20 protein-coding genes are annotated in these 24283 nt (G+C 59.7%); 12 read left to right on the top strand and 8 right to left on the bottom strand.

Annotated elements, in window-relative coordinates:
* Positions 1 to 55 precede the first annotated feature (55 nt).
* A complete protein-coding gene (locus FTW19_RS21790; protein WP_147649664.1) occupies positions 56 to 1984 on the bottom strand; it encodes a PAS domain S-box protein in 1929 nt (642 codons plus the stop codon).
* Positions 1985 to 2174: 190 nt separating this feature from the next.
* Between FTW19_RS21790 and ampH the strand changes: the two genes are divergently transcribed.
* Both ampH and FTW19_RS21780 read left to right on the top strand, forming a co-directional pair.
* Positions 2175 to 3410, top strand: a complete 1236-nt coding sequence (ampH, locus tag FTW19_RS21785; protein WP_187143117.1) for a D-alanyl-D-alanine-carboxypeptidase/endopeptidase AmpH — start codon at positions 2175 to 2177, stop codon at positions 3408 to 3410.
* Between the two features lie 47 nt (positions 3411 to 3457).
* On the top strand, positions 3458 to 3877 hold the full coding sequence (locus FTW19_RS21780) for a hypothetical protein (RefSeq protein WP_246153441.1): 420 nt from the start codon (positions 3458 to 3460) through the stop codon (positions 3875 to 3877).
* A gap of 285 nt (positions 3878 to 4162) precedes the next feature.
* Here the strand turns inward: FTW19_RS21780 and FTW19_RS21775 are convergent, their stop codons facing one another.
* Genes FTW19_RS21775 through FTW19_RS21765 form a run of 3 tightly spaced genes read right to left on the bottom strand, consistent with a single transcriptional unit; the run spans position 4163 to position 5489 of the window.
* On the bottom strand, positions 4163 to 4411 hold the full coding sequence (locus FTW19_RS21775) for an anti-sigma factor family protein (RefSeq protein ID WP_147649660.1): 249 nt from the start codon (positions 4409 to 4411) through the stop codon (positions 4163 to 4165).
* Positions 4402 to 5025, bottom strand: a complete 624-nt coding sequence (locus FTW19_RS21770; protein ID WP_147649658.1) for a sigma-70 family RNA polymerase sigma factor — start codon at positions 5023 to 5025, stop codon at positions 4402 to 4404. The genes FTW19_RS21775 and FTW19_RS21770 overlap by 10 nt, the downstream gene beginning before the upstream one ends.
* Before the next feature lie 2 nt (positions 5026 to 5027).
* Positions 5028 to 5489 carry a DoxX family protein gene (locus FTW19_RS21765; protein WP_147649656.1) on the bottom strand — a complete coding sequence of 154 codons (462 nt, stop codon included), beginning with the start codon at positions 5487 to 5489 and terminating at the stop codon, positions 5028 to 5030.
* Between the two features lie 144 nt (positions 5490 to 5633).
* On the opposite strand from FTW19_RS21765, the gene FTW19_RS21760 reads away from it, so the two are divergent.
* The 6 genes from FTW19_RS21760 to FTW19_RS21735 all read left to right on the top strand — a co-directional run bounded on the left by FTW19_RS21760 (position 5634) and on the right by FTW19_RS21735 (position 10344).
* The gene (locus tag FTW19_RS21760; RefSeq protein WP_187143116.1) at positions 5634 to 6413 is read left to right on the top strand and encodes a DUF1223 domain-containing protein; all 780 of its coding nucleotides are present in this window, start codon (positions 5634 to 5636) and stop codon (positions 6411 to 6413) included.
* Between the two features lie 138 nt (positions 6414 to 6551).
* Positions 6552 to 6845, top strand: coding sequence for a hypothetical protein (locus tag FTW19_RS21755; RefSeq protein WP_147649652.1), 294 nt, complete (start codon positions 6552 to 6554; stop codon positions 6843 to 6845).
* Positions 6846 to 6915: 70 nt separating this feature from the next.
* A complete protein-coding gene (bufB, locus tag FTW19_RS21750; RefSeq protein ID WP_147649650.1) occupies positions 6916 to 7770 on the top strand; it encodes an MNIO family bufferin maturase in 855 nt (284 codons plus the stop codon).
* The gene (locus FTW19_RS21745) at positions 7767 to 8624 is read left to right on the top strand and encodes an HvfC/BufC N-terminal domain-containing protein (protein WP_147649648.1); all 858 of its coding nucleotides are present in this window, start codon (positions 7767 to 7769) and stop codon (positions 8622 to 8624) included. Before bufB ends, FTW19_RS21745 begins: the two co-directional genes overlap by 4 nt.
* Before the next feature lie 278 nt (positions 8625 to 8902).
* Positions 8903 to 9316, top strand: a complete 414-nt coding sequence (locus tag FTW19_RS21740) for a nuclear transport factor 2 family protein (RefSeq protein ID WP_147649646.1) — start codon at positions 8903 to 8905, stop codon at positions 9314 to 9316.
* A gap of 305 nt (positions 9317 to 9621) precedes the next feature.
* Complete coding sequence (locus FTW19_RS21735) at positions 9622 to 10344, top strand: TIGR03435 family protein (RefSeq protein ID WP_187143115.1); 723 nt, start codon at positions 9622 to 9624, stop codon at positions 10342 to 10344.
* Between the two features lie 11 nt (positions 10345 to 10355).
* Here the strand turns inward: FTW19_RS21735 and FTW19_RS21730 are convergent, their stop codons facing one another.
* From FTW19_RS21730 to FTW19_RS21720, 3 genes are read right to left on the bottom strand one after another with little or no spacing between them, the layout of a single operon-like run.
* Complete coding sequence (locus FTW19_RS21730) at positions 10356 to 12068, bottom strand: TolC family protein (protein ID WP_187143114.1); 1713 nt, start codon at positions 12066 to 12068, stop codon at positions 10356 to 10358.
* Between the two features lies 1 nt (position 12069).
* Complete coding sequence (locus tag FTW19_RS21725) at positions 12070 to 15252, bottom strand: efflux RND transporter permease subunit (protein WP_147649641.1); 3183 nt, start codon at positions 15250 to 15252, stop codon at positions 12070 to 12072.
* A gap of 12 nt (positions 15253 to 15264) precedes the next feature.
* Positions 15265 to 16572, bottom strand: coding sequence for an efflux RND transporter periplasmic adaptor subunit (locus FTW19_RS21720; protein WP_147649639.1), 1308 nt, complete (start codon positions 16570 to 16572; stop codon positions 15265 to 15267).
* A 108-nt stretch (positions 16573 to 16680) separates the two neighbouring features.
* Between FTW19_RS21720 and FTW19_RS21715 the strand changes: the two genes are divergently transcribed.
* On the top strand, positions 16681 to 17313 hold the full coding sequence (locus FTW19_RS21715; protein WP_147649638.1) for a TetR family transcriptional regulator: 633 nt from the start codon (positions 16681 to 16683) through the stop codon (positions 17311 to 17313).
* 394 nt (positions 17314 to 17707) lie between these two features.
* Here FTW19_RS21715 and FTW19_RS21710 read toward each other — a convergent pair whose 3' ends face one another.
* Positions 17708 to 17992, bottom strand: a complete 285-nt coding sequence (locus tag FTW19_RS21710; protein WP_147649637.1) for an ArsR/SmtB family transcription factor — start codon at positions 17990 to 17992, stop codon at positions 17708 to 17710.
* Between the two features lie 123 nt (positions 17993 to 18115).
* Between FTW19_RS21710 and FTW19_RS21705 the strand changes: the two genes are divergently transcribed.
* The 3 genes from FTW19_RS21705 to FTW19_RS21695 are packed head-to-tail and all read left to right on the top strand — an operon-like array spanning position 18116 to position 23956.
* On the top strand, positions 18116 to 21283 hold the full coding sequence (locus tag FTW19_RS21705) for an efflux RND transporter permease subunit (protein ID WP_147649636.1): 3168 nt from the start codon (positions 18116 to 18118) through the stop codon (positions 21281 to 21283).
* Positions 21280 to 22527 (top strand): efflux RND transporter periplasmic adaptor subunit, encoded by a 1248-nt coding sequence (locus FTW19_RS21700; RefSeq protein ID WP_147649635.1) that lies wholly within the window; start codon positions 21280 to 21282, stop codon positions 22525 to 22527. Before FTW19_RS21705 ends, FTW19_RS21700 begins: the two co-directional genes overlap by 4 nt.
* Positions 22511 to 23956, top strand: a complete 1446-nt coding sequence (locus FTW19_RS21695) for an efflux transporter outer membrane subunit (RefSeq protein ID WP_147649634.1) — start codon at positions 22511 to 22513, stop codon at positions 23954 to 23956. Before FTW19_RS21700 ends, FTW19_RS21695 begins: the two co-directional genes overlap by 17 nt.
* Positions 23957 to 24283: the final 327 nt, after the last annotated feature.

Here is a 24283-nt window from a genome sequence, read left to right as displayed (position 1 = left end):
CGGCTTTTCGTTTTTCTCGGACACCCAGGCCAGAGAGGGAGAAAGAGAAGAAACCTCACGCAGGTAGCGTGATCTGAAAAGCCGTTCCGGTCGTTGGAGGCAGATTGCGACTCCGCACGCGGATGGAGCCGTGGTGCTTGTCGACAATCTGTTTGGTCACCCACAGACCAAGACCAGTGCCGAGGTTGCCCTTCGTACTAAAGAAGGGATCGAAGATCTTGTGCTGTGTCTCCAGGGGAATGCCGCGCCCGCTGTCGAGGAAAAGGATCCTGACATAGGCGCCGTCTTTCCCGAGGTAGCGTTTTGCTCGGATGGTGATCTGTCCGCCTGTTTCAAGAGCATCCAGAGAGTTCGCCAACAGGTTGGAGAAGACCTGTCGCAGCTCGCCGGCAACGGCTTTGATGGTGATGTCGTCCTGCCACCGACAATGAATCTCAGCGTGCCGGGTGTTGATCTTTCCGCGAAGCAGGTCGATGGACGACTCCAGCAGTTGCGTCACCGAGGTGTCGGCGGGAACGTTCGATTCACGATAGAAGCCGAGTGACTGCCGGGTGATGTGCGCAATGCGCTTCAACTCGGCATCGGCCAGTTGCAGCAGCTCCCTGGCTTCCTCGGGAAGACCTTCGCTGCGATGCGCCAGGTAGATGAGGTTCGACATCGCTTCGAGAGGGTTGTTGATCTCGTGCGAGATCGAGGCCACCAGACGGCCGAGTGTTGCTAGCTTTTCGCTGCGGAGCAGTGCCTCTTCAGCCCGTTTACGCGCACTGACGTCGGTGGCGGCGCCGAACCATTCGATGACCTCCCCATCTTTGTTACGCAGCGGGACGGCGCGCGAGAAGGTCCAACCGATAGTTCCATCAGCCTGCAGGACACGATGCTCCAGTTGGAAGGTCTTCTGGTTTTCGATGGCGTCCTGAATCGTTGCCCAGACGAAGGCCTGGTCCTCCGGATGGATGTACTTCTCCAGCCAGGTTCTCTCCGGTTCCGTGGTGTTGGCAAGAAAGTCCCGTCCCTGGAGCTGCCGCATCTCCTTCCAGTCGGGGCTCATGCGATAGACCACGTCGGAACTTGCCTCGACCAGCGCACGGAAGCGTTCTTCCATGGCTTTGGAGGTGGCTTCGGCTTCTTTGCGGCGAGTGATATCGATGGCATATTCAACGATCCGGTCGCCGCCAAGATCGCGTCCGGTGAAGAGCATCCATCGCCGGCTGCCGTCCTTCAGCGTGTACTCCTTCTCGTAGGGGCCGATGCGTCCGGTTTGTTCGAACTTCTGCATCTGCTCTTCGCTGACCTTCACCCATTCCGGAGGGGTCAGGGTGCGCCAGGTGACGGTCCGGGTTTCGATCTCGGCCCTGGAGTAACCGACCATGCGAAGGAAGACATCGTTAGCGTCGACGACGGTCCCGGTGTAGTCGAAGAAGATCACGCCGACGGCATCGGTCTCGAGAACGCGCTTCAGGCGCGTATCGGCTGTGGAGCGCTCCAGCTCCGCCAGAACCTTCGCAGTCGTATCCAGACCGACGGCAAGGATGCCGCTGACACTTCCATCGCGATCATGGACAGGACTGTAAGAAAGATTGAACCACCGATCTTCGGGGACGTCGTTGCGGGTGTAGTGGAAGAGCTGGTCTTCCAGCACAATGCGTTCTCCGTTCCACACACGCTGAGCAAACGGTGGATAGATTGCGGCGATCTCGGGAAAGCTCGACAGCAGCCGTTGTCCCAGGGCATGTGGATGATGCGTGCCGATCAGGGGAATATACGCGTCGTTATAGAACAGGATGAGGTTGCGTCCCCACTGCAGCGTTGCCGGGAAGGCACAGCCCAACATCATGTCGATGGCGAAGAGAAGGCCGGCCGGCCAGGTGTCGATGGACCCAAGCTCGGTGGAGGGCCAGTCAAAGGCGCGAATCGCCTCTGCCATGACGCCATCGGCAAATGGCCATGGAATTTCGCTCTTCGAGGAACCTTCAGTCTGACTCAACAAGGGTTTCGTGCTCCTCGCGCCCAGTATAGTGTCAGATAACCCTTTAGGGGATAAAGAGTTGCGGAGATAGTCTGCGCCCGGATGCGCGGCATTATACGGTATCTCGCTGGAGACATCCCCGAAAACACCACAGTTTTCCGCACCGCAGGGCGCGCCGTTTTTGTAATCTGCGGATTAGATGGAAATCATGCGTCGCGCACGTCTGTGGTATCTGCTGCCTGCCTTGTTGTCTCTCTGCGGTGTTCCTGCTGCCTCGGCAAAAGCCGCGGCCGCGTCGCCGGCGTTACCCGCCCTTCAGACCGCTGAAGAGATGGGCCAGGACCTGTTCGTTCTCTCCGGTTCCGTAGGCATGGTGCTGGTGGTGGTGCGTGACGACCAGGTCTTTTTTCACGGCTATGGGGAGACCGCTCCGGGGTCGCATCAGCTCCCCTCGCAGGATTCAGTGCTGCGGCTCTGCTCGCTGACGAAGATCTTCACGACAGATGTGCTCAGCAAGCTTGCCACCGATCGAGTCGTCCGTCTGGACGATCCGCTGCAGCAGTATTCTCCGAAGCGGATCGTCGTGCCGACGCGCGGCGACTCACCCATCACGCTGGTGGATCTGGCGACGCACACGGCCGGGCTTTCGCGGGAGATCGCCGGGGCTCCACCGCATACGCCGCACTTTACCTATCCGGATTACAAGACCCGCTGGCGTTGGCTGCCGAAGCAGCGGCTGCACAATGCTCCTGGTTCGTCAGCGCTTTACTCGAACGTCGGCTTCGATCTGTTGAGCGACGCACTGTCATCCGCGACACATAAGCAGTACGCCGCGCTGCTGGCAGAACGTACACTCAACCCGCTGCACATGGGCAACACGACCTTTTTCCCGACCGATGCCCAGTGCAGCAAGCTGCTGGTCAGTGGGCATGATGAAGGTCCATGCACCGTGACGGAGAATACCGCGGGCAGTTCCGGTCTTTACTCCACGGCAACCGATATGGCGATCTGGCTGAAGTATCTGCTGCATCGCGGAGAGAACGGCATGCCGGTGCAGGACAAGGTCGCGCAGGATGTCTACTTCCCACCGGAGAAACTGGCCCACCAGGTCGGTCTGGACCATGCCGGTATACCCAGCGGAGTGGGACTGGGATGGATTCATCTTCTTCCTCCCGACGATCCCTCGCACATTGTCCAGAAGACCGGCGGTGGCGCGGGCTTTCGGAACTACATCGCCATCAACCAGGCGCACCATACCGCTGTATTTCTTGCCGCAACCGATGGTCCGGTAGGAACGGGCTTCAATCTCTTCTATGGCGCGAACGATCTGCTGCTCGCAATGGCAGGCCTGCCGCCCTTGCCGCCTCCTCCGCCGCGGCCTGTTTTTGTAAAGAAAGCAGTACACCACGTGGTCAAGCCGGCGCCTCGCCACCGCAGACGTTAGGCCTTCATGTCTGCCTTACGGGTACGATAAAGAGGCCGGAGGGACGTGTGGCGGTTGAGACGGAAAAGCAGGCGAAACCGAACTGGCTGGTAACGTTGACCAGCTTTGGCTTCATTGTGCTGCAGAGTGCATGTACGGCAGTGATGGCCATCAGCGGAGTGCGTGTGGTGATCGGCCTCAGTGCCCTGGCCGCCGCGGCTGGAGTACATCGTCCGGCATCGGGCTTTCACCAGGACGCAATCCGCATCCCGATGATGATCGTCGCGGTTGTTGGTTCGCTCGTAAATCTCTACGTGATCTGGAGGATCAGATCGCTGCGCAACCGGCCGGCCTCGCAGTGGCGTATCACGCCGCCCACCTCGAAGACGCTATGGTCGGAAAGGTTCCAGATCACGCTGGCCGTGCTGACGCTACTGCTGGTGACGGCAGAAGCAGCAACGCACCACATCATTCACCACGTACCGTAGAAATAGTTGCTAGTTTAGGCGGAGCCTTCGGCTCCGATAGTTGAATGGTTGAATTGTTGAATGGTGTCGTTATCCGCTCGTCGTGAGCCACCGGCCGGGTGCCCCACATACGCGAAGCTTATGTGGGAAGTTCGCGCGGGAGCGCGAATGGTTTGCTTAAGGGGACGGCTTCAGCCGTCCCGTACAGGCTCGCAAAAACCCGCGGCTTTAGCCGCTGAGGTACAGCTGCTAAAAGCAGATTTCTCCGCTATCGCTACGAAATGACAAACAAAAAGACCGTCGTCCTCACGAACCCTTCTTCGGCTTGAGCTCTTCTTCCAGCCGCTGATGCAAACGCTCGCTGAAGCCGACCGGCAGCTCAAAGACACGGTCATCCGCCGTAAGCACAAGGATATTCCGCGTCGAGTCCAGAATCGCCGAGCACAGCTCGCAGTGTTCGAGATGCTTCTGGACGGTCACGCGGATCTCCTCTGAGAGTGTTCCATCAAGGTAATCGGAGATGTAGGTCCAGACGTGTTTGCACTCTATGACCACGCGAACCACCTCCTTTTCGGCTTCGTTACCGACTTCAACTGCGGCGCCAGATACTTCTGCAGCATCAGCCGAGCGCGGTGCAGCCTGACCTTCACGGCAGAGACGCTGATGTTCAGGGCCTCCGCGGTTTCATTGATATTAAGCTCCTCCACGTCCCGCAGAAGAAATACTTCGCGATAGATCTCCGGAAGAGTCTCGACGGCTTTCCGCAGCAGATCGCGGATCTCGCCGCGCTCGACTGCCTCGGAAGGGATCTCGCGCCAGTCACGCAACAGGGCGGGGGAGACGGCGCCCTCTTCGTCAGGATCTTTGTCCAGGGATTCGGTACGGGATGCGGTCTGGCGGCGAAGGCGTCCGCGAGCCTCATTCAGGGCAATGCTGATGAGCCAGGTGCTGAATTTGGCGTCAGACCGAAAGGACGAGAGATGCCGGAAGGCCTTGAGGAAGGCTTCCTGTGCGACATCTTCGGCATCGGTCTCGTTCTTCACATACGAGAGCGCCAGCAGATAGACCGGCCGCTCATAGGGGCGGATCAGATCATGGTAGAGCTGCGTCTCGCCGGCCAGAATGGCGGCGATGAGCTCGGCTTCTCCCTGCTGTTCCTGGAGCGTCATCGCTACTGCCTCGCAAGCCTCCTGCGAATGATAGTGTCGATCGCGAACCATCCCGGGCCGAAGATCAGCACCATGACGGAGGCGAAGAGAAACGTGTACGGATCGGCGACGTAGAACTTGCCGGGATCGGAGAAGATGGCCAGCAGCGCTTCACGGTCCGCAGTCAAGTATGCAACGAACATGTTGCCGGCGAGAAGCAAAGCAACCGGCCGTGACATCAAGCCAAGCATCAGCAGAATGCCGCCGGCGAACTCCAGGCCGGCGACAAAGTGCGCATTCAGACCGGGGAAGGGGATGCCCAGGCTGGTAAAGAAGTCGGTAATGCGCGCAAGATGGTGGAGTTTGCCCCAGCCGGTCTGCGCGAACTGATAGCCCCAGTACAGGCGGACGGCCAGCAACATGGGGGACTGCAGCCTGGAGAGCGCACCGGCGGCGTTGCGATAGAGACGAAGTAGCGGTTCCATGAACCATCCTGTGGGAGGCAGGTCATTCCGCCCGCCCTTTCCGCACCGTTAGAGAGAGCACAGCGCAAAAGGTTACAGCCGGCGTGATTTGTAACGTTCCTGCCGCGACGGGCATCAGATAGACGCCTGATGGAGGTGTTGTTTATGTACGCTCGAATCTTTCTCGCCGCTGCCGCTTTCCTTTCATTGCGCGGCTATGCGGCAACCGTCCCACCCCAGAATCAGAAGGTTGCGGTGCTGGAGCTGTTTACCTCAGAGGGATGCTCCAGCTGTCCTCAGGCGGATGTACTGCTGCAGCAGGTCCATGGACGGACGACACAGGATGGCCAACTGGTGATCGGCATCAGCGAACATGTGACCTACTGGAACAGCCTGGGATGGAAGGACCCGTACTCCGCGGAGACCTTTACGGCGCGCCAGGAGAAATACGCCGCGCGCCTGGCCGATGGGCAGCCATATACGCCCCAGGCGGTGTTGAACGGTCGCGTTCAGTTACTTGGCAGCGATAGCCGTGCCCTGCAGGATGCGCTGCATCGTGAGGTGGCAAAGAAGTCGGTAGAGGTCACGATCTCGTCTGCGAATGTGCAACCGCAGACGATCGATCTGAAGTTTGCCGTGCAAGGGCTGGTGCAGGGCTCGGAAAAGGCGAAGCCGGTGGAGATCGTTGCGGTAATCACTGATGACACAGACCGCTCCAGTGTGCTTCGCGGGGAGAACTCAGGGCGCTCGCTCACACATGTTTCAGTGGCGCGGCTGATGACGACCGTGGCGACGGTTCGTAATGACGGTGAACAGAGCGTGCGCCTGGCGCTTCCTTCGAGCCTGCATCTGGCGCATGGTGCGCAGCACCTGGTACTGCTGGCGCAGGTTCCGCATCAGGAAGAGATCCTCGGAGCGACGAGTGTGGCTCTCGATGTTAAGTAAATAAAAAAATCTTCCGCCGCTTGTAACCAAATGCATTGCGGAGTCTCAAACCAAGCGGCAAGGGAAAACTGACAGCATCCTGAGCCCATCCCCTCCGCACAGGCAGAGCCTGGTGCTTATCTTGAAAGGAACTTCACCATGAATCACAAGACGGCAAGCAATCTCGCACTTGCAGCAGCCTTCGCCGGCCTGCTGAGCGGCACCACGGCTCGTTTGAACGCACAGCCCGTATCTGGCCACGAGGCCAGCGTGTCCGGCGCTGCCATCGCAGCAGGTGTTGCGATGACGGCACAGGACGATCAGAAGCTGCCCAAGCACTCCTGCAAAGGCAAGAACGACTGTAAAGGCCAGGGCGGCGGTAAGAACCCCGGCAAGAACTCCTGCAAGGGCAAGGGCGACTGCGCCACCGACGGTTCCAAGCCGAAGAGCTAGAGCGGCAAGCCGGTGAAGACTCGCAGACCAGATAGCGAGTCTTCATCGGCAATCTCTTGATGGAGCTGTTATGCCTGCAAATCGCTTCAATGGATATACGGACTACGGTGTCGGTATTGGGCTGCGCGTGCCGCACTACGACCACATCCTCTCGCGCAAGCCGGTGGTCGACTGGTTCGAGATCATCTCAGAGAACTACATGGTCGACGGCGGCAGGCCGCTGCGCATTCTCGACCAGATCCTCGATCAGTACCGCGTAGTGCAGCATGGCGTCTCGATGTACTTCGGCAGCGCACAGGCACCGAACCGCGATCATCTGCGGCGACTAAAGGACCTGGTGCGGCGTACAGGAACGCCGTGGCTCTCGGACCATCTGTGCTGGGGAAGTGTCGATGGGCGCTATACGCACGACCTGTTGCCGCTGCCTTATACATGGGAGGCGGTGCGGACCACTGCGGAACGTATCCGCCAGGTGCAGGACTTTCTGGAGATTCCCGTCGCGGTGGAGAACGTCAGCAGCTATGCCGAGTTTCACGAATCGCAGATGACGGAGTGGGAGTTCCTGAACGAGGTGGTGCATGCCGCCGACTGCGGCATCCTGCTCGATGTGAACAATATCTATGTCTCCTCGCGGAACCATGAGTTCGATCCGATGGAGTATGTGAACAGCATTCCGGCGGACCGGGTGGCGCAGATCCATATCGCCGGCCACTCGCAGTTCGAGCGCTACACGCTCGACACGCACGATCATCCGGTGCTCGATCCGGTATGGAGTCTCTACGCGCGCGCCATTGAACGCTGCGGGCCGACGGCGACGTTGCTTGAGTGGGATGACAAAATCCCAAGCTTCGATGAGGTGCATGCGGAGGCGTTGAAGGCAAACCAGTTTCTGCAGCCGGCAACTGTGGAGGAGGTGGTGGCATGACACTGCTGGAGCTGCAACGCCGTATGGAGCAGGATGTCCGCCGACCTTTGACTGCAGAACTTACGATGCAGTCGCAGACAACCGAAGGCGAGTCGATGGAAGAGATTGCGGCTGGCTATATCCGTCCTAATAGCGAGCTAACTTCGTTCGAGCGGCTGGAAATCTACAACCGGCAGTACTGGTTCCGTGTGATCAGCGCCGTCTCCGAGGACTATCCCGCGCTGCGGGCGCTGTTGGGCGATGAGCGCTTCGACGCGCTGGTGTTGGAGTATCTGAAACAACGTCCTTCGACCTCGTGGACCTTGCGGGATCTAAGCGCGGATCTGCCGCAGTTCCTGGAACGGCATTCGGCGTTCGCCAGCGAGCAACATCGACTGGCCGTGGATATCGCACGGCTGGAATGGGCCTATGTCGAAGCCTTCGATGGCGCTGAGCTCGAGCCGCTTACTTCGGATGAACTAGCCCAGCTCGGACCGGAGTCATCTCTGGCGCTGCAGCCGCATCTACGGCTGCTTGCCGTGGATTATCCCGTCGATGAGTTTGTGCTTGCAGTGAAGAAGCCGGAAGAGAAGGCCGTAAACAGCGGAGCGGCGCAACTACGGCAGACAATCGTCACGAGCACATTGCCTGAGATGGCCCCAGAGCGGCGATATCTGGCCGTGCATCGCTATGACGACGTGGTGTACTACCGCACGCTGGAAGAAAGCGAGTTCCGGCTGCTGGCCGCGCTGCAAGAAGGGAAGACAATCGCCGAAGCTTTAGAAGTTGTTGCCGGCGAGGAACAGCCAGCCTCCGTGCAACAAACCTTCGCGCTTGCCTCAGAGCTCGGATGGTTCTGCCGCCCGACACTTTAGACAACCACCTATCGGGTGCCCCACATACGCGAAGCTTATGTGGGCATTCGAGCGAAGCTCGAACCGCTTTTTGTTGGTCATTCCGTATGAATCAGGGTCCCGGTAAGATTATTGGCTCCCTTGTAGTGGGCTGTACACGGATCGAGCTACTGCTCGATACTCCCACATAAGCTGCGCGTATGTGGGGCACCCAAATTCGTGACTCTCCAGTTAGGCGCATTGCCCTTGATCAGAGCGTAATCTCAACTCCGTACCATGATCGCAGCAGGAGATCCCCTATGAGCACCATCATCGCCCCGCCCTTTACCGATCCGGAACAGGCAGCACGCAAGGTGCAGCTTGCGGAAGACCTGTGGAACACACGCGATCCAGAACGCGTTGCTGCGGCTTACACCGAGGACACGCACTGGAGAAACCGCGCCGAATTCCTCAATGGCCGTCCGGCGGTGATCGAGTTTCTACGGCGGAAGTGGAACCGGGAGCTCGACTACAAACTCAAGAAAGAACTCTGGGCCTTTCGCGAGAACCGCATCGCGGTGAAGTTCTTCTACGAATGGCACGACGACAGCGGTCAGTGGTTTCGCAGCTACGGCAACGAGCTGTGGGAGTTTGTGCCCTCAGGCTTGATGCAGCGCCGTGAAGCCAGCATCAATGACATGCCGATCAAGGAAGCAGATCGCCAGTTGCGGTAAAACGACGCGGTCTTCACCTTGTCATCCTGAGCGTTCGGGGTCCCCAGCGAGCTTGTTCGCTGGGGTGATTAGCGAAGGACCTGCTTCGTTACCTCTGCCGGGTGCCCCACCCTCGCAACGCTAGGGTGGGTAGGGGAGTCACAAGAGCAATGAATGCCAGGTAGTGAAGCCCAGCTCCTTGCTTGGAGTACATTGGTATTCCGCGTCATGGTCATCTTGCACTATGAGATGCCGGCTGGATTTGCAAAGCCATCTTCTATGACGTATCCCGATGGTTTATCTTCATCGGGATGCATCGTGTGCGGATGAGAGCGTTCTGTATCGCCGTGGTTGCTACGTTGTCGCTTCCGGCTGCGGCGCAGGTGGTTTCAAGTTTTGAGGTTGCTTCTGTCCGAAGGGTTGTGAAGCAGGAGGGTTATACCTCGATCAGCCCATCCGGAGCTCCACATTTCACCGCCAGAAACGTAACGCTATCCCTGTTGATTCAGATCGCCTTTGGGGTCGATGGCGATCAGGTTGCCGGCGGCCCTGGCTGGCTGAACTCAGAGCTTTACGATATTGCGGCGAAGGCGAACTCTGACGCTCCGCTCAGCTACGAGCAGTTGCGGGGTCCGTTACAGCGGCTGCTGCAGGAACGGTTCGGTCTGAAGGTTCACCGCGAGACCCGTGAAGTTCCGGGCTATGCGCTGGTGGTCGCCAAAGGTGGGTCGAAGCTCCCCATCACCGGAGAGCCCGGTGATGAAAAGGGCTATGTGCTCAGGGACGCAGTGCAGAACCGCAGTGCGTCCATGGCCACGCTGGCGGGTATGCTGACGATTCCTGTAGGCCGCCCAGTCGTGGATGAGACGGGGCTCACAGGAAACTATGTGATCAGTTTGAAGTTTGCACCCATGGACACGAATGACTCCGGGCTGCCCTCGTTGCCTTCTGCGATGGAGGAGCAGCTTGGCTTAAAGCTGGAGCCGAAGAAGATCCGCCGGGAGATCCTCGTCGTGGATGCGGCGAACAAAGAGCCAAAGGAAGATTAGGCGCTACGTCGTTACAGCTTCTTCGAAACCGCCACAATATCGATATTCTGCCGCCGCAACGTATTCGCCGTTGCGCGATCAAAGTCTGCTTCGGCTTCACCGCGATCCGCAGCCGCGCGAATCTCACGCAGCTTGGCGCTGATCAACTCATTCTGCCGCTGCAGCACCAGGTAAACAGTCGACGTACCCGCCTTGAACTGGCGCTGCTCGCTGTCGTACTGCTGCTGCGCGAGTATTGCGGCACGGTGCGAGGCACTCAGCACAAGGTCCGCATTGATAAGCTGCTGCAGGCCGTTCCGTACGTCGCTCTCAACCGTCATCTCAAGCTGCTGCTGCTGTGCGATGGTCTGCTTCTTATTGGCATCGGCAACAGCGGCCTGCGCACGCGCGGTGCGGTTGCCGATGGGCCACGACATCTGAACGCCGACCTTGACGATGGGGAACCGTCCATCGCGCAGATTGCCGAGCGACTGATCGTAGCCGCCGACAAAGAACGACGGAACTCCACTCGAGCTACTACCGCTGGAGAGTGAGATCGGCGCCAGGCCGGCGAGGGTCGAAAGATCGTTGATGCGGGTGACCAGCGGAGCAAACAGGCTTCCGAAGAGATCGGAGGACTGCGGCACGCTGCGGCCCGAAAGCCCCTGCACGCCAAGCTGTGCCGTAAGGTTGACCTGCGGTTTCGCTTGCTCATGCGCCAGCCGTGCATCCAGACCGCTGACCTGAACTCCGATGGCTCCGGCCTTGAGGTCAGGACGATCGGCGAGCGCCTGCTGCATCGCCTCTTCGAGTGTGGGGATGGGCGACGACTCCGTAGGGCTGCTGGCTGTCTTCAGAGCAACGCTCCACAGCGGGTCGCCCCGATTGGGCAGCATCAGCGCCTTCAGCGAGTTCTCTGCCTTGGTGACCTGCTGCTGTGCGTTGAAGACGTTCTGCTGATAGGTCGACATCTGCGTCTGTGTCTGGATAACGTCAATCGGCGCCTGTGTGCCTTGCTCCACCTGGCGGCGATTGCTGGCGTCCTGCTGTTCGGCCAGGCGCACGGCCTCGATCTGCACATCGAGATTGCGTAGCGCATAGTCGAGCTCCCAGTAGGCGTGGATGGCTTGAGTTGTGGTCTCAATCACGCGCTGCCGGAACTGTTCGTCACTCTGTGCGATGTTCTTGCGTGCGACCTTGAGCCGTTCGCGATTCTGGTCGAAGAACAGGCCGCTCCACAGCGGTTGCGTGAAGTTCGCCGTGGCCGATGTGGTGTACGTCGGGTTCAGTGTGTTGTAAGTGTTGCTGCTGTTGCTCCGGGTCGAAGCGAAGTCGAGCTTGTAGGTTGTTCCCAGCCAGGGGGAGTTGCCGCTGATCTGCGGATCGGCATAGAGTTCCTTCTGTGTGAGGGCTCCGTTCGTGGCTCCGCCGAGCGACGACGAGACCGGCGTGACCTGGCGCATGGTGTGCGCACTACCTCCGATGACAGGATCGAAGTATCCGCGGGCGGCCTTCAGGTTCAGGACCGCCTTCCGCTGTGCGAGATGTGAGACCTCGATGTCGCGATTATTGGCGAGCACTGCTTGAATCACGTCTGGCAGCGCGATCGGAGCTTCCCCGGTGATGCCGATGCGAGGAGCGATCTGCAGCGTAACAGCAGGTGGCAGCGGAGGTGAGGCCGGCGAGGCCTCCTGTGCGAATGCGGCCGCCGAAGCGAGAGAGAGTGCGATAACAAACTGCTTCATGCTAGACGACCTCATTGGAGGGTGCGGGCACCGTGTTGCGCTTCCACTTGGGAATGCGCGCGAAGAGAGCCTGTGCCATACGGACCGGCTTGCTCCAGATGGGGTGTTCGGCAATGTCCTCAAAGAGTGAGTAGAAGACCGGCACAGCGATCAGCGTCAGCAGAAGGCAGAGCGATTGACCGCCGACCACCAGCACACCGATCGACCGGTTAGTAGCAGAGCCTGTACCGCGCGAGATCACCAGCGGCAGCATGCCTGCGACCAGCGCCAGGGTGGTCATCAGGATGGGCCGCAGACGGTCCTGGTTGGCCTGCAGAATCGCCTCATACCGCGGCATGCCGGCGGCGCGCAGACCGTTGGTGTGATCGATCTGCAGGATGGCGTTCTTCTTCACAATGCCGAAGAGCAGCAGCAGGCCAAGCGCGGAGAAGATGTTGACCGTCTGCCCGGTAAGCAGCAGTGACAGGATGCCGAAGGGAACAGCGAGCGGCAGTGTAAGCAGGATGGTCACCGGATGGATGAACGACTCGAACTGTGCCGCCAGCACGATGTACATGAAGATGAAGGTCAGGGCGAAGGCCAGCAGGAAGTAGTAGCCGGTGCGGCCAAGCTCTTTGGAGGCTCCGGCTAGACCGGTGCGATAGTCGGGGTCCAGGTGCATCTCCGCAACAGCCTTCTGCAGAGAAGAGAGGACCTGCGACTGCGAGTAGCCGGGCAGAACATTGCAGCTTACCGTCACCTGCCGCTGCCTCGCGATGCGATTTACAGAAGAAGGGCCGGTAGAGTTCTGCGTGGAGACCACCTCATTCAGGCCGACGTAACCCAGCTGGCGTGTCGAAGGAACCGTAATCTTATTCAGCTCTTCGATGCGGCTGCGGAACTGCTCCCCGGCGCGGACACGAACGTCGTACTGCTCATCACCCGCGTTGAAGGTCGAGGCGGTCTCACCGGCGACCAGGGTATTTAGAGCCTGCTCGATGTTGTTGACGGAGACGCCGAGGTCGGCAGCACGGGCACGGTCGATCTCCAGGCGAACCTCAGGCTTGCCGCTGCGCAGGGAAGAGTCCGCATCAGTCACGCCGGGAATCTTCTTCATCCGCGCCAGCAGCTCATCAGAGTACTGCGTCAGCTTGTCAAGATCCGGCCCCTGGATGTAGTACTGCACCTGGGCATTGCTGGCTCCGTTGCCGACGGTAGCAACCAGCTCGACGCTGGTGTGCAGGTTGCTGGGGAAGGTGGTCAGCAGCTTACGGGTCTGCTGCATCAGCTCGGTCTGCGTGTCGTGGCGATCGCCGACATCCACCAGCTTGACGTAGATACTGGCGCTGTTCACTGCTCCGTCCGTGCCTCCGCCTGCGGTCATCAATGTGGTCTGGACACCCGGCAGCTTGCGGATCGCCTGGGCGATGGCTTCTGTCTCCTGTGTCGTCGCCGCCAGAGAGCTTCCCTCTGGTGTGCGGATCAGAACATTGAACTGCGACTGATCGTCAGCGGGAGTGAAGTCTTTGCCGACAAGGATGAAGAGCGGAATCAGGCTCAGGATGGTGCCGCCGCAGATCATCACTACGGCTTTACGATGGGCCATCGACCACTCCAGCAGCCGCAGGTAGTGGCCGTTGATGTACCGGAAGAAGCGCGAGTCCTTAGAACCGTGTTGGCCAGCCCCGTGTTGACCGTCAGCATGCTGATGGCCGTCCCTCTTCGCCGGAACCTTGATGAAACGCGAGCAAAGCATCGGCGTCAGCGTGAATGAGACCAACAGCGAGACCGCGATGGCGAAGGCCGAGGTAAAGCCAAAGGAGCTCATGAAGCGGCCAACGATGCCGCCCATGAAGCCCACCGGTAGAAAGACCGCGAGCAGAGAGAGCGTGGTCGCCATGACGGCCAGACCGATCTCACGTGTGCCTTCGATCGCCGCTTCGAAGGGAGACATGCCCTTTTCTTCAATGAAGCGGTAGATGTTCTCCAGCACGATGATGGCGTCGTCGATCACGATACCGACCATCAGCGTCAGGGCGAGCATCGTGATCTGGTTCAGCGTGAACCCCATCGCCTTCATTAGCGCGAAGGTGGAGACGATGGAGGTGGGAATGGCGATGGCGGCAATCAGCGTGGTGCGCCAGTTTGCGAGGAAGACGAAGATGATGGCACAGGCGAAGATGCTGCCTTCGATCAGGTGATGCTTGATGGACTCAATCGCAGCTTCAATGAAGATGGACTGGTCCTGTACGACCTGCGTGCGCACATCTTTGGGAAGTGTCGGCGCAATCTCGGCGAGCCGTCGTTTGACCTCGGTGGCAACCTCAACCGAGTTTGCACCGGACTGCTTGGAGACCACCAGCATGACCGCCGGCGTACCATTCAACCGCCCCGAGGTTCTGGGTTCTGCGTAGCTGTCTTCAGCAGAGCCAATGTCGCTGACCTTGACGACATAACCCTGGCGCGGAGCGATGGCGATGTCATTGAACTGTGCCGCGGTGGTAATGCGGCCCATGGTGCGTACGGTGAACTCACGCGTGCCCGCGTTGAGCGAGCCTCCGGGGAGTTCCAGGTTCTGCTGACGCACGGCGTTCACGACGTCTGTGATCGTCAGGCTGTAGGCGCGCAAACGCTCCGGATCGACGTTGACGTGGATCTCGCGCCTGGCTCCGCCGACGAGCTGTACCTGGCCGACCCCGCTGATGTTCTCAAGCTTCTGCCGCAGCAGCTTGTCGGCGATGAGCGTGAGGTCGCGTAATGACCGTGGCGCCGAAACCGCAATCTGCAGCACGGGAGCAGCGTCAGGATCGAACTTCTGCACCACCGGAGACTTCGCCGTCTGCGGAAGATCGTTGCGGATCAGGTTGATCTTGTTCTGGACTTCTTCAGCGGCGACGTCGCCGTTCTTATCCAGGTCGAAGGTGATGATGACCTGTGCCTGGCCCTCGGAGGAGTTGGAGCGCAGCTCATCGATGCCGCTGATGGTGTTAACCGCGTCCTCGACCTTCTTGCTGATCTCGGTCTCGATCTCTTCCGGCGAAGCTCCCGGGTCTGCGACCGTCACAGCGACGGTCGGTACATCGACCTTGGGCAGCAGATCGACTCCGAGGCTGAAGTAGGAGAAGGCGCCCACCACCATGAGCGAGAGAATCAGCATGGTGGCAAAGACAGGCCGGCGAACGCAAAGTTTAGCTAAACCGTGCATGAGAGGAACTCCTTACCGGCCTGCCTGCACAGCGACGGAGGCGCCGTCGTACAGGTCAGACTGCTTGTTGAGGGCGACCATCTCGCCGGCGGTCAGCCCGCTGAGGACACGAAGGGAGCCGTTCTCGGTCTCGCCCAGCGTGACAACGCGCAGGTGCGCCTTGCCGCCATCAAGGACGAAGATCTGGTTGGAGTCGGTGGTGCGGTCGCGGACGACGGCGGCCTTCGGAACGAAGACGGCATTCTCCATGCCGGGCAGAACAACGCGTGCACTGGCGAACATGCCGGGGCGCAATGTGCTGTCGCTGTTAGCGAAGCGCGCTTCGAGAACGAAGGAACGCGAATCAGGATTGACGGCTGGGTTGAGGGCTGAGGTCGTGCCTGTAAAGTCGCGATCACCGTAGGCAGCAACGCGGGCCGTGACTGGCATACCGACCTTCAGACCGGCAGCGCTCTTCTCCGGTGTCTGCAGCTGCAGCTTGAGTGTATCCATGCGGACGACGGTGGCTACCGAGCTTGAGGTAGTGACGTACTCACCTACTGCAATCGGCCGCGCGCTGACAAAGCCATCGAAGGGAGCGCGGATCGTGGTATCGGCAAGCGCCTTCTCCGCCTGGCTGACCTGCGCCTGCATGGCTTCGAGCGATGCCTGCGACGAGTTCACGATCTGGAAGCTCTGGCGTGCTGTGTTCAAAGCGCCTTCGTACTGTTGCCGCGATGCATTGGCCTGGGCCTCGGCAGTCTCAGCCTGGGTGCGCTGCTTCTCGTAGACGCTCTGCGAGACGTCTCCAGTAGCGACCAGGTTGGCATAGCGCTTGGCATCGGCCGCAGCGAGCCGGGCCTGTGCGGCGGAGGACTCATAGGTTGCTTTTGCTGCGGCGACCTCAGGAACGCGGGAGGCATCGAAGTTTCCGGTACCCAAGCCAATGCGCGACTGTGCCTGACGCAATGAGGCCTGCGCCTCGGCGAGCTGCGCCTTGTACTGAGTCAGCTTCAGCTCGGCATCGCGATGGTCAAGCTCGCAGATCACGTCGCCGGCCTTGACGAAGGCTCCGACGGAGACTGGCGTGCGGATGACACGGCCGGAGACTGCAGGGGCAACCTCCGAGGACTCTTCAGCGACGAAGCTACCTGTCTCCGAAAGTGTGACGGCAACCTGCCTGCCGATGGCGCGCGCCGCGTTCACCTGCACAACCGTCGCGGCGTTGACGGTGTTGTCTGCTTTTTTGCGGAAGCAGCCGGCAGGCAGAAGCGTAATGAGCAGCAGGGAAGCGAGAGCTCTGGATCGGGAGGAAAGGTCGTGCAAAGGGTGTGTCGGCATCGGGCAGCTTCCGGGTCGCGAGGTGAAGATCTGACTTGAGCGTAATGGCACACTGTGCCATTGTCAACTTAATGTGCCAAATTTGGCGGACAGGGTTACAATCGCCGTATGGCAGTTCAGGACGCCTTCCCCCGTAATTCGCTGCAGGCAAAGAAACAGGAGGTCGTACGCGGCGAGATCTGGAACGCGGCGATCGATCTCTTTTTTGAACACGGCTTCGACAATGTGCATGTAGACCAGATCGCCTCCAAAGCCGGGGTATCTCGCCGCACCTTCTTCCGCTACTACGGGTCGAAGGAAGATGTGATGGGCGCAACCGTAAAGCGCTACGGAGAGGCGCTGGCGCAGGCGATCCGCGATCAGAAGGCTGAATTGAGTTCTCTGGAAGCCGCAAAAGCGGCCATCAAGCAGGTGTTGGCGCCCACACTGCATCTGACGGAACGCGTGGTCCAGGTTGCAGAGCGCAGTCCCGCGGCCCGGATGGCACAGTTTCTGCAGGTCCCATTGCTGGAGCGAGAGGTGACCTGGGCCTTTGCCAGCCGCTCAAAGAAGGCAGCAAAAGAGTCCGCCCTGGAGCACAGAATCCTCGCAAGCCTCACGATGACCGCAACGGGAATGTGTGTGGAGATCTGGGTAAAGGACCAGAGACGTGCCATGCCCGAGATCGTCGACGAGGTCTTCACCGCCATCGTGCATCTCTTCCGTGCAGAAGACGAGAAGCCTAAGGCTTTGAAGCGATAAACCCATACACTCGATTCGTTTTTTGTTTGTCATTTCGTAGCGAAGCGAGAAATCTGCTTCTCTGCCAACGCACTGCCCTCAGCGGCTGAAGCCGCCTTCTGCTCAGGCCTGTACGGGACGGCCGAAGCCGCCCCCTTAAGCAAGGCATTCGCACCTCCGGTGCGAAATGGTTGCGCTACGCGCAACGGAAGGATGGAGCCGAGCACGATCCCTCCTGTATCCGGTCGCGCGAAGCGCGATGTCGTGCTTAAGGGCACGGCTTCAGCCGTGCCGTATAAAGCCTACGAAACATGCGGCTTTAGTCGCTGAGGGCAAAATTCATTACTGTCGAGGCGCGACGTTTAACCGCACATTTCTTTTTGTCGTATCGCAGCGTAGCGACTATATTGCGGGTCTACTTCCCACCAAGCTCCGTCAGATACTTCCGATACGCGGCAATCTTCTCCGGCTGTGAACGGTAATACACGTTCAGCCCTTCTTTGCGCGACGTAACCAGACCGAGGTCGGTCAACACCTTCAGATGGTGTGAGATCGTGGCAGCCGAGATAGAGTGCCGTTCACAGATCTCGCCGCAGTAGAGCTCTTCGCCCCGGGCAATCTGTGCATAGATCGCGAGCCGGTTCGGATCCCCGAGCGCTTTCGCAATCTGTGCCGCTTCTTTGTCTGTCAACTTGCCCATACGCAATTAGACGTGCTCCCTGCCCAAAACGACGCGCAAACGCAAAAGCTGAATCCAACTAATTCGACGCGCATCAAAATACTCGAAACAGGGAAAACGACCTTCGAAAGGGAAGACGACATTATGTGGATCGTCCGCTTTGCTCTCGATCGCCCCTACACCTTCATAGTAGCGTCGATCCTCATTCTGATCATGGGTTTCTCGTCGATTGCGACGACTCCGACCGACATCTTCCCCAATATCGATATCCCGCAGATTACGGTGATCTGGTCCTACTCCGGCCTTCCCGCAAAGGAGATGGAGCAGCGCATCACTACCTTCAGCGAGTTCGTGATGGCCGTGGTCAATGACGTAAAAGCCATCGACTCACAGACCACCAGCGGCGCAGCCGTGATCAAGATATCGTTCCAGCCGCAGGTACGCATCGATGCGGCGATGTCGCAGGTCGGAGCCGCCGTAAACTCGATCCGCTTCCGCATGCCGCAGGGTGTAAACCCGCCATGGATTCTGCGCTTTAGCGCTTCGACCGTACCCATCATCCAGTTATCGCTGTCGAGCGACACTCTCTCCGAATCCGAGATCTATGACTACGGTCTTTTCCGTGTCCGTCAGCAGTTAACCAAAGTTCCGGGCACGCTGCTGCCTACGCCTTACGGTGGCGTGGCTCGTCAGATCATGGTCGACCTCGACCAGAATGCGCTGCTGGCAAAAGGCCTTACGCCGATTGACATCACCAACGCCATCAATGCGCAGAACGTCACGCTGCCATCGGGTACCGCCAAGGTCGAAAACACCGAATATAGCGTCAGTACCAACTCCAGCCCGGTCGATGCGCTCTCGTTGAACGACGTCCCCATCAAGGAAGTCAATGGGGCGATGGTCTACATGCGTGACGTGGCGCATGTGCGTGACGGATGGTCAGTGCAGCAGAACGTTGCACGTTCAAATGGCAAACCCGCCGCGCTGCTCACCATCATGAAGACCGGCTCGGTCTCGACGCTTGATATCGTCAAACAGATCAAAGAGGACGTGCTTCCCGCTTCGCGTGCCGCCGCGCCTCCAGGGCTGAAGATTACGGAGCTTTTCGATCAGTCGATCTTCGTGAAGGCCGCCATTGTTGGCGTGTTGCGTGAAGGCGTCATCGCCGCCGCACTCACGGCGCTGATGATTCTGCTCTTCCTCGGTAGCTGGCGCAGCACTCTGATTATTGCGGTCTCGATCCCGCTCTCGATCCTGAGCTCCATCATCGTCCTTTCTGCACTGGGCGAGACGATGAACACCATGACCCTTGGTGGTCTGGCGCTGGCCATCGGCATCCTGGTGGACGACGCGACCGTTACCATCGAAAACATTCACCGCCACATGCACGGCAAGACGCTGCGTGAGGCAGTGCTGATTGGCGCCTCCGAGATTGCGGGACCGACCCTGATCTCCACGCTGACCATCTGCATTGTGTTTGTCTCGGTGGTCTTCCTTACCGGACCGGCGAAGTTCCTCTTCACCCCGATGGCGCTTGCCGTGGTCTTCGCCATGCTGGCCTCCTACGTACTGTCACGTACGCTGGTACCGGTCCTGGTGAACTATCTCCTGGGAGCGGAGCATAGCTTTGAAGGCCAGACGACCGGTGATGTGTTGACCGCCGGCGCAGGCGGGTTCTTCCGCCGCATCAACGACCGCTTCAACCAGGGCTACACCTGGCTGCAGCATGGCTATACATCGACACTCGAGAGCTTTCTCGCTCATCGCCGTGCCGCCTTGTTTGCCTCGGTCGGGGTGATGCTTTCAGCCTTTGTGTTGCTGCCTTTCATCGGCCGCGACTTCTTCCCCAGCGTCGATGCCGGGCAGATCAAGCTGCACATCCGCACGCGTCCTGGTACCCGCATCGAGAGCACCAAGGTGGTCTTCAGCCAGGTGGAGGACGAGATCCACAAGATCATTCCCGCGGATGAGACCGAACTGGTGATGGACAACATCGGCCTCACGCCGGAGACCTTCAACTATGCCTTCGGCGACGGCTCGACCATCAGCAGTGCCGATGGCGAGGTCCTGATCGCGCTGAATGAGAAGCATCACTCCACCGAGGGTTATATCAAGCGGCTGCGTGCGGAGCTGCCGAAGAAGTTCCCCGATGCGACCTTCTTCTTCCAGCCGGCCGACATGGTGACGCAGATCCTGAACTTCGGTCTGCCTGCGCCGATCGACATCCAGGTGCAGGGATACGATCCGGCGAACTACGAGATCGCGCGGCATCTGCGCGAGCGGCTGGCAACGGTTCCCGGAGCTGTCGATGTGCATATGCACCAGGTGGTGAATGCGCCTGACCTGCATCTCGATATCGACCGTGTGCGTGCAGCGCAGTTCGGACTCACGCAGCAGGATGTGGCGAACAGCCTGTATATCTCGCTGAGCTCCAGTGCGGCGGTGCAGCCGAACTTCTGGCTCGACCCGAAGATGGGAATCACCTACACCGTCGCTGCACAGACACCGCAGTACAGCATCGACTCGGTCAACGCGTTGCAGAATACGCCGATCCCGATTCATACGCTTGCCAACCGCACCGAGGTGCTCGGCAACATGGCAACGCTGAAGCCCGCCATTCTGCCGGTAGTCGTCAACCACCATAACGGCGCTCCGGTGTTTGACATCTATGCCAACACGCAGAACAGCGATCTGGGTTCGGTGGCGTCGAAGGTCAACCGCATCGTGAAGGAAGAGAGTGCACATCTGCCGCCGGGCACGAAGATCGTCGTCCGCGGGCAGGTGGAGAGCATGAATGAGGCCTTTACCCGTCTGGGTCTCGGTCTCACCTTTGCCGCACTTCTGGTCTATCTGCTGATGGTCGTCAACTATCAGAGCTGGCTGGATCCGTTCATCATCATCTGCGCGCTGCCTGGAGCCTTCTGCGGAATTGTCTGGGCCTTGTTCCTCACGCAGACCACCTTCAACGTTCCATCTCTGATGGGCGCCATTATGTCCATCGGTGTGGCAACGGCCAACTCCATTCTGCTGGTCACCTTTGCGAACGAGCTACGTGTCGGTGGAGAGACGGCGGTCGGCGCTGCGGTGCAGGCGGGCTTTACTCGACTGAGACCCATTCTGATGACAGCCTGCGCGATGATCATCGGCATGCTGCCGATGGCTCTGGGCATGGGCGAAGGCGGTGAGCAGAATGCTCCGCTGGCCCGCGCGGTCATCGGAGGTCTCAGCATGGCGACCTTCGCAACCCTCTTCTTTGTCCCATTGATGTTCACTTTGATCCACGGAAAGAAACCAGCTCAGGAGGCCGCATGATCAGCACTCAGGAAACTTCCACCCGCGACCGCGTCCAGACGAAATCCGGAAGTCGAGCCAAGGTGATTGGCGGCGGTGCGGTTGTTCTTCTTGCCCTCGCCGCAGTCGGCGCCGTACCTCGCATCGCAAGCCACCGCGAGGCTCTGGCGGCGACGAACGAAGCTCCGGTGACGCACCCCGTCGTCAGCGTGATCCACGCGACCAAGGGGCAGCCGACATCGCAGCTTGTTCTGCCGGGCAATATCGAGCCGCTGTATACGGCGAACCTGTATGCCCGCGTGGATGGTTATCTCGACCGCCGCAACGCGGATATCGGTACGAAGGTCCGCGCCGGCCAGGTGCTGGCGGTGATCTCATCGCCTGAGATCGACCAGCAGTTGAGCCAGGCAAAGGCGACCCTCGCACAGTCGCAGGCGGCACTGTTGCAGGCTCGCGCGGCACTGGAGCAGGCAAAAGCAAATGCCGAGCTGGCGCGGCTGACGCGTGAGCGTGATGTCCCTCTGGGAGAGCAGCACGCGATCTCGCAGCAGATTGTGGATAGTGCTGTGCAAAACCACAATGCGCGTGTTGCGGATGTCTCCGCAGCCGGCGCAAACATTGCGGCGGCGGAAGCCAGTGTAGCTGCGAACCTGGCCAACGTGGCACGGCTGCAGCAGATGCAGAACTTCGAGCGCATCGTGGCTCCCTTTGACGGCGTGATCACGCAGCGCAATGTGGAGCGCGGTGACCTGGTCAGCGCATCGGCTCAGAACAGGCCGCTCTTCAGCATCGCGCAGAGCGACACGCTGCGCATCTATGTCGATGTGCCACAGTCCGAGGCGGTTAACATCCGTGACGGACAGAAGGCGAGCATCGATGTCACCGAGCGATTGGGTCGTGATTACACCGGCACCGTAACCCGTAACGCCTCGGCGTTGAATGATGCCGCTCGTACCATGCGGACCGAGGTGCAGGTCGATAATCACGACGCCTCGCTTCTGCCTGGCATGTATGCGCAAGTCCACTTCACGTTGTCACAGCAGCATTCGTCGCTCATTATTCCCACCAGCTCACTTGTCATTGACCATGCGGGCATGCACGTGGTGACGGTCGATGCCGGGCAGAAGGTACATTTTGTTCCGGTAACCATCGGCAAGGACATGGGTAAAGAGGTAGAAGTCCTTGCTGGACTGAAGGGAAGCGAATCGCTGGTCGCAAGCCCGGGCGATCTGCTCAGTGAGGGCCAACATGTCGAACTCCGCTAAGACTCTGCTTCGTGGCGCGGGCATCGCCGTACTTGGCGGTGTGCTCGCGCTGCTGGTGACCGGCTGCAAAGTCGGCCCGAATTACAGGCGCCCGGATGCCGTGGCTCCGCAGAGTTATCGCGGAGCCCTGGCGCCCGAGATTACAACGCCCGCACCGCAAGCATCCATCGCTGAGCAGGACTGGCAGGGCATCTTCACCGACCCTGCGCTGCAGGCGCTGATCGCCGAGGCGCTGAAGAACAACCTCGATCTTAAGATCGCAGCGCAGCGTGTGCTTGAGGCGCAGTCGGTTGTAGGTATTGTGCGCTCGCAGCAGTTGCCTTCGGTGAACGCCGGTGGCAGCTTCTCGGCGTTGCAGCTTCCGCAGGGCCTCGCTCCGCAGAACAGTGATGGCACGAAGAACGATTTCATCCGCGGCGGCGGCTTCAGTGCTTCGGCTGCGTGGAACCTCGACTTCTGGGGATACTATCGCCGCCAGACCGAGGCCGCTCGCGCGGAACTGTTGCAGACCGAGTGGGCGCAGCGTGCAACGCGGACGGCGTTGATCCAGCAGCTGGCGGCATCGTACTTCCAGCTCCGCAGTCTGGACTCGCAGCTTGAGATCACGAAGAACACGATCCAGGCCCGCGAGGATTCGCTGCGTCTGACCCAGTCGCTGGAGAACTACGGCGCCGGCTCCCGTGCTGATACGCGGCAGGCAGAAGAGCTGCTGTATACGGCAAAGGCCAACCTGCCGGAGCTCCGGCGTCAGATCGTCGCCCAGGAGAACGCCATTAGCGTCCTTCTGGGCCATGCACCGCAGGATGTCGCACGAGGACAGAAGATCGACGACCAGCCGCATCCGGCAGCGGTGCCGACGGGCTTGCCGTCGGAACTGTTGGAACGCCGTCCTGACATCCGCCAGGCAGAGGCGACCTTGATGGCGGCGAATGCGCGTGTCGGTGTAGCCAAGGCGCAGTTCTTCCCGCAGATCTCGTTGACCAGCATGGGCGGTTCTGCAAGCAACCAGCTGCAGAAGATCTTCGACGGAGGCAATGCTTACTGGTACGCTGCCGGCTCGCTCTCGCAGCCAATCTTTGCCGGCGGCCGCATCCGCAGCAATTACAAGTATTCGCAGGCACAGCAGCAGGAGATGGTGGTGCAGTACCAGAAGGCCATCCTGAACGCGCTGAAGGATGTGTCGAACACACTGACGGCCTACAAGGAGACGCAGAGCCGCAGGGAAGAGCAGACACACGCCGTGGCTTCGGCCGCAGATGCTGTCCGTCTGGCACGGCTTCGCTATGCGGGTGGCAACACCAGCTACATCGAGGTGCTGGCAACAGATACCAACCTCTACGATGCTCAGCTCCAGTTGGCACAGGCGCAATCGCAGGAGGCGAACTCGCTGGTGCAGTTGTATGCGGCGCTGGGCGGTGGATGGAAGTAAACGCGTCGAGAGCCACAACTCTGGGTGCCCCATCCATTGCGAAGCAATGGGTGGGAGTTTGCGCGACGCTCGAATATGCGAACAATATGTCTGCCCGGGTCCCACCCTCGCAACGCTAGGGTGGGGCACCCCGGGGAAAGGAAACGAAGGGCTGAAGGCCCGCTCCATAGAACTTGAACTGGTGGGAGCAGCGGGCTTCAGCCCGCTGATTCAAAGCAAAAATATAACGGGCTTTAGCCCTGGGCCTTTCTGTAGATCAAGCAAAATACCCAGGGCTAAAGCCCATTTATTTTTGGGATCGATAGACCGTGGGCTGAAGCCTAATGT

The sequence above is a fragment of the Terriglobus albidus genome, from assembly GCF_008000815.1.
Classification (GTDB): domain Bacteria; phylum Acidobacteriota; class Terriglobia; order Terriglobales; family Acidobacteriaceae; genus Terriglobus; species Terriglobus albidus_A.
Note: the sequence above shows the minus strand (reverse complement) of the source record. Positions and strands in the feature narration are given on the sequence as shown.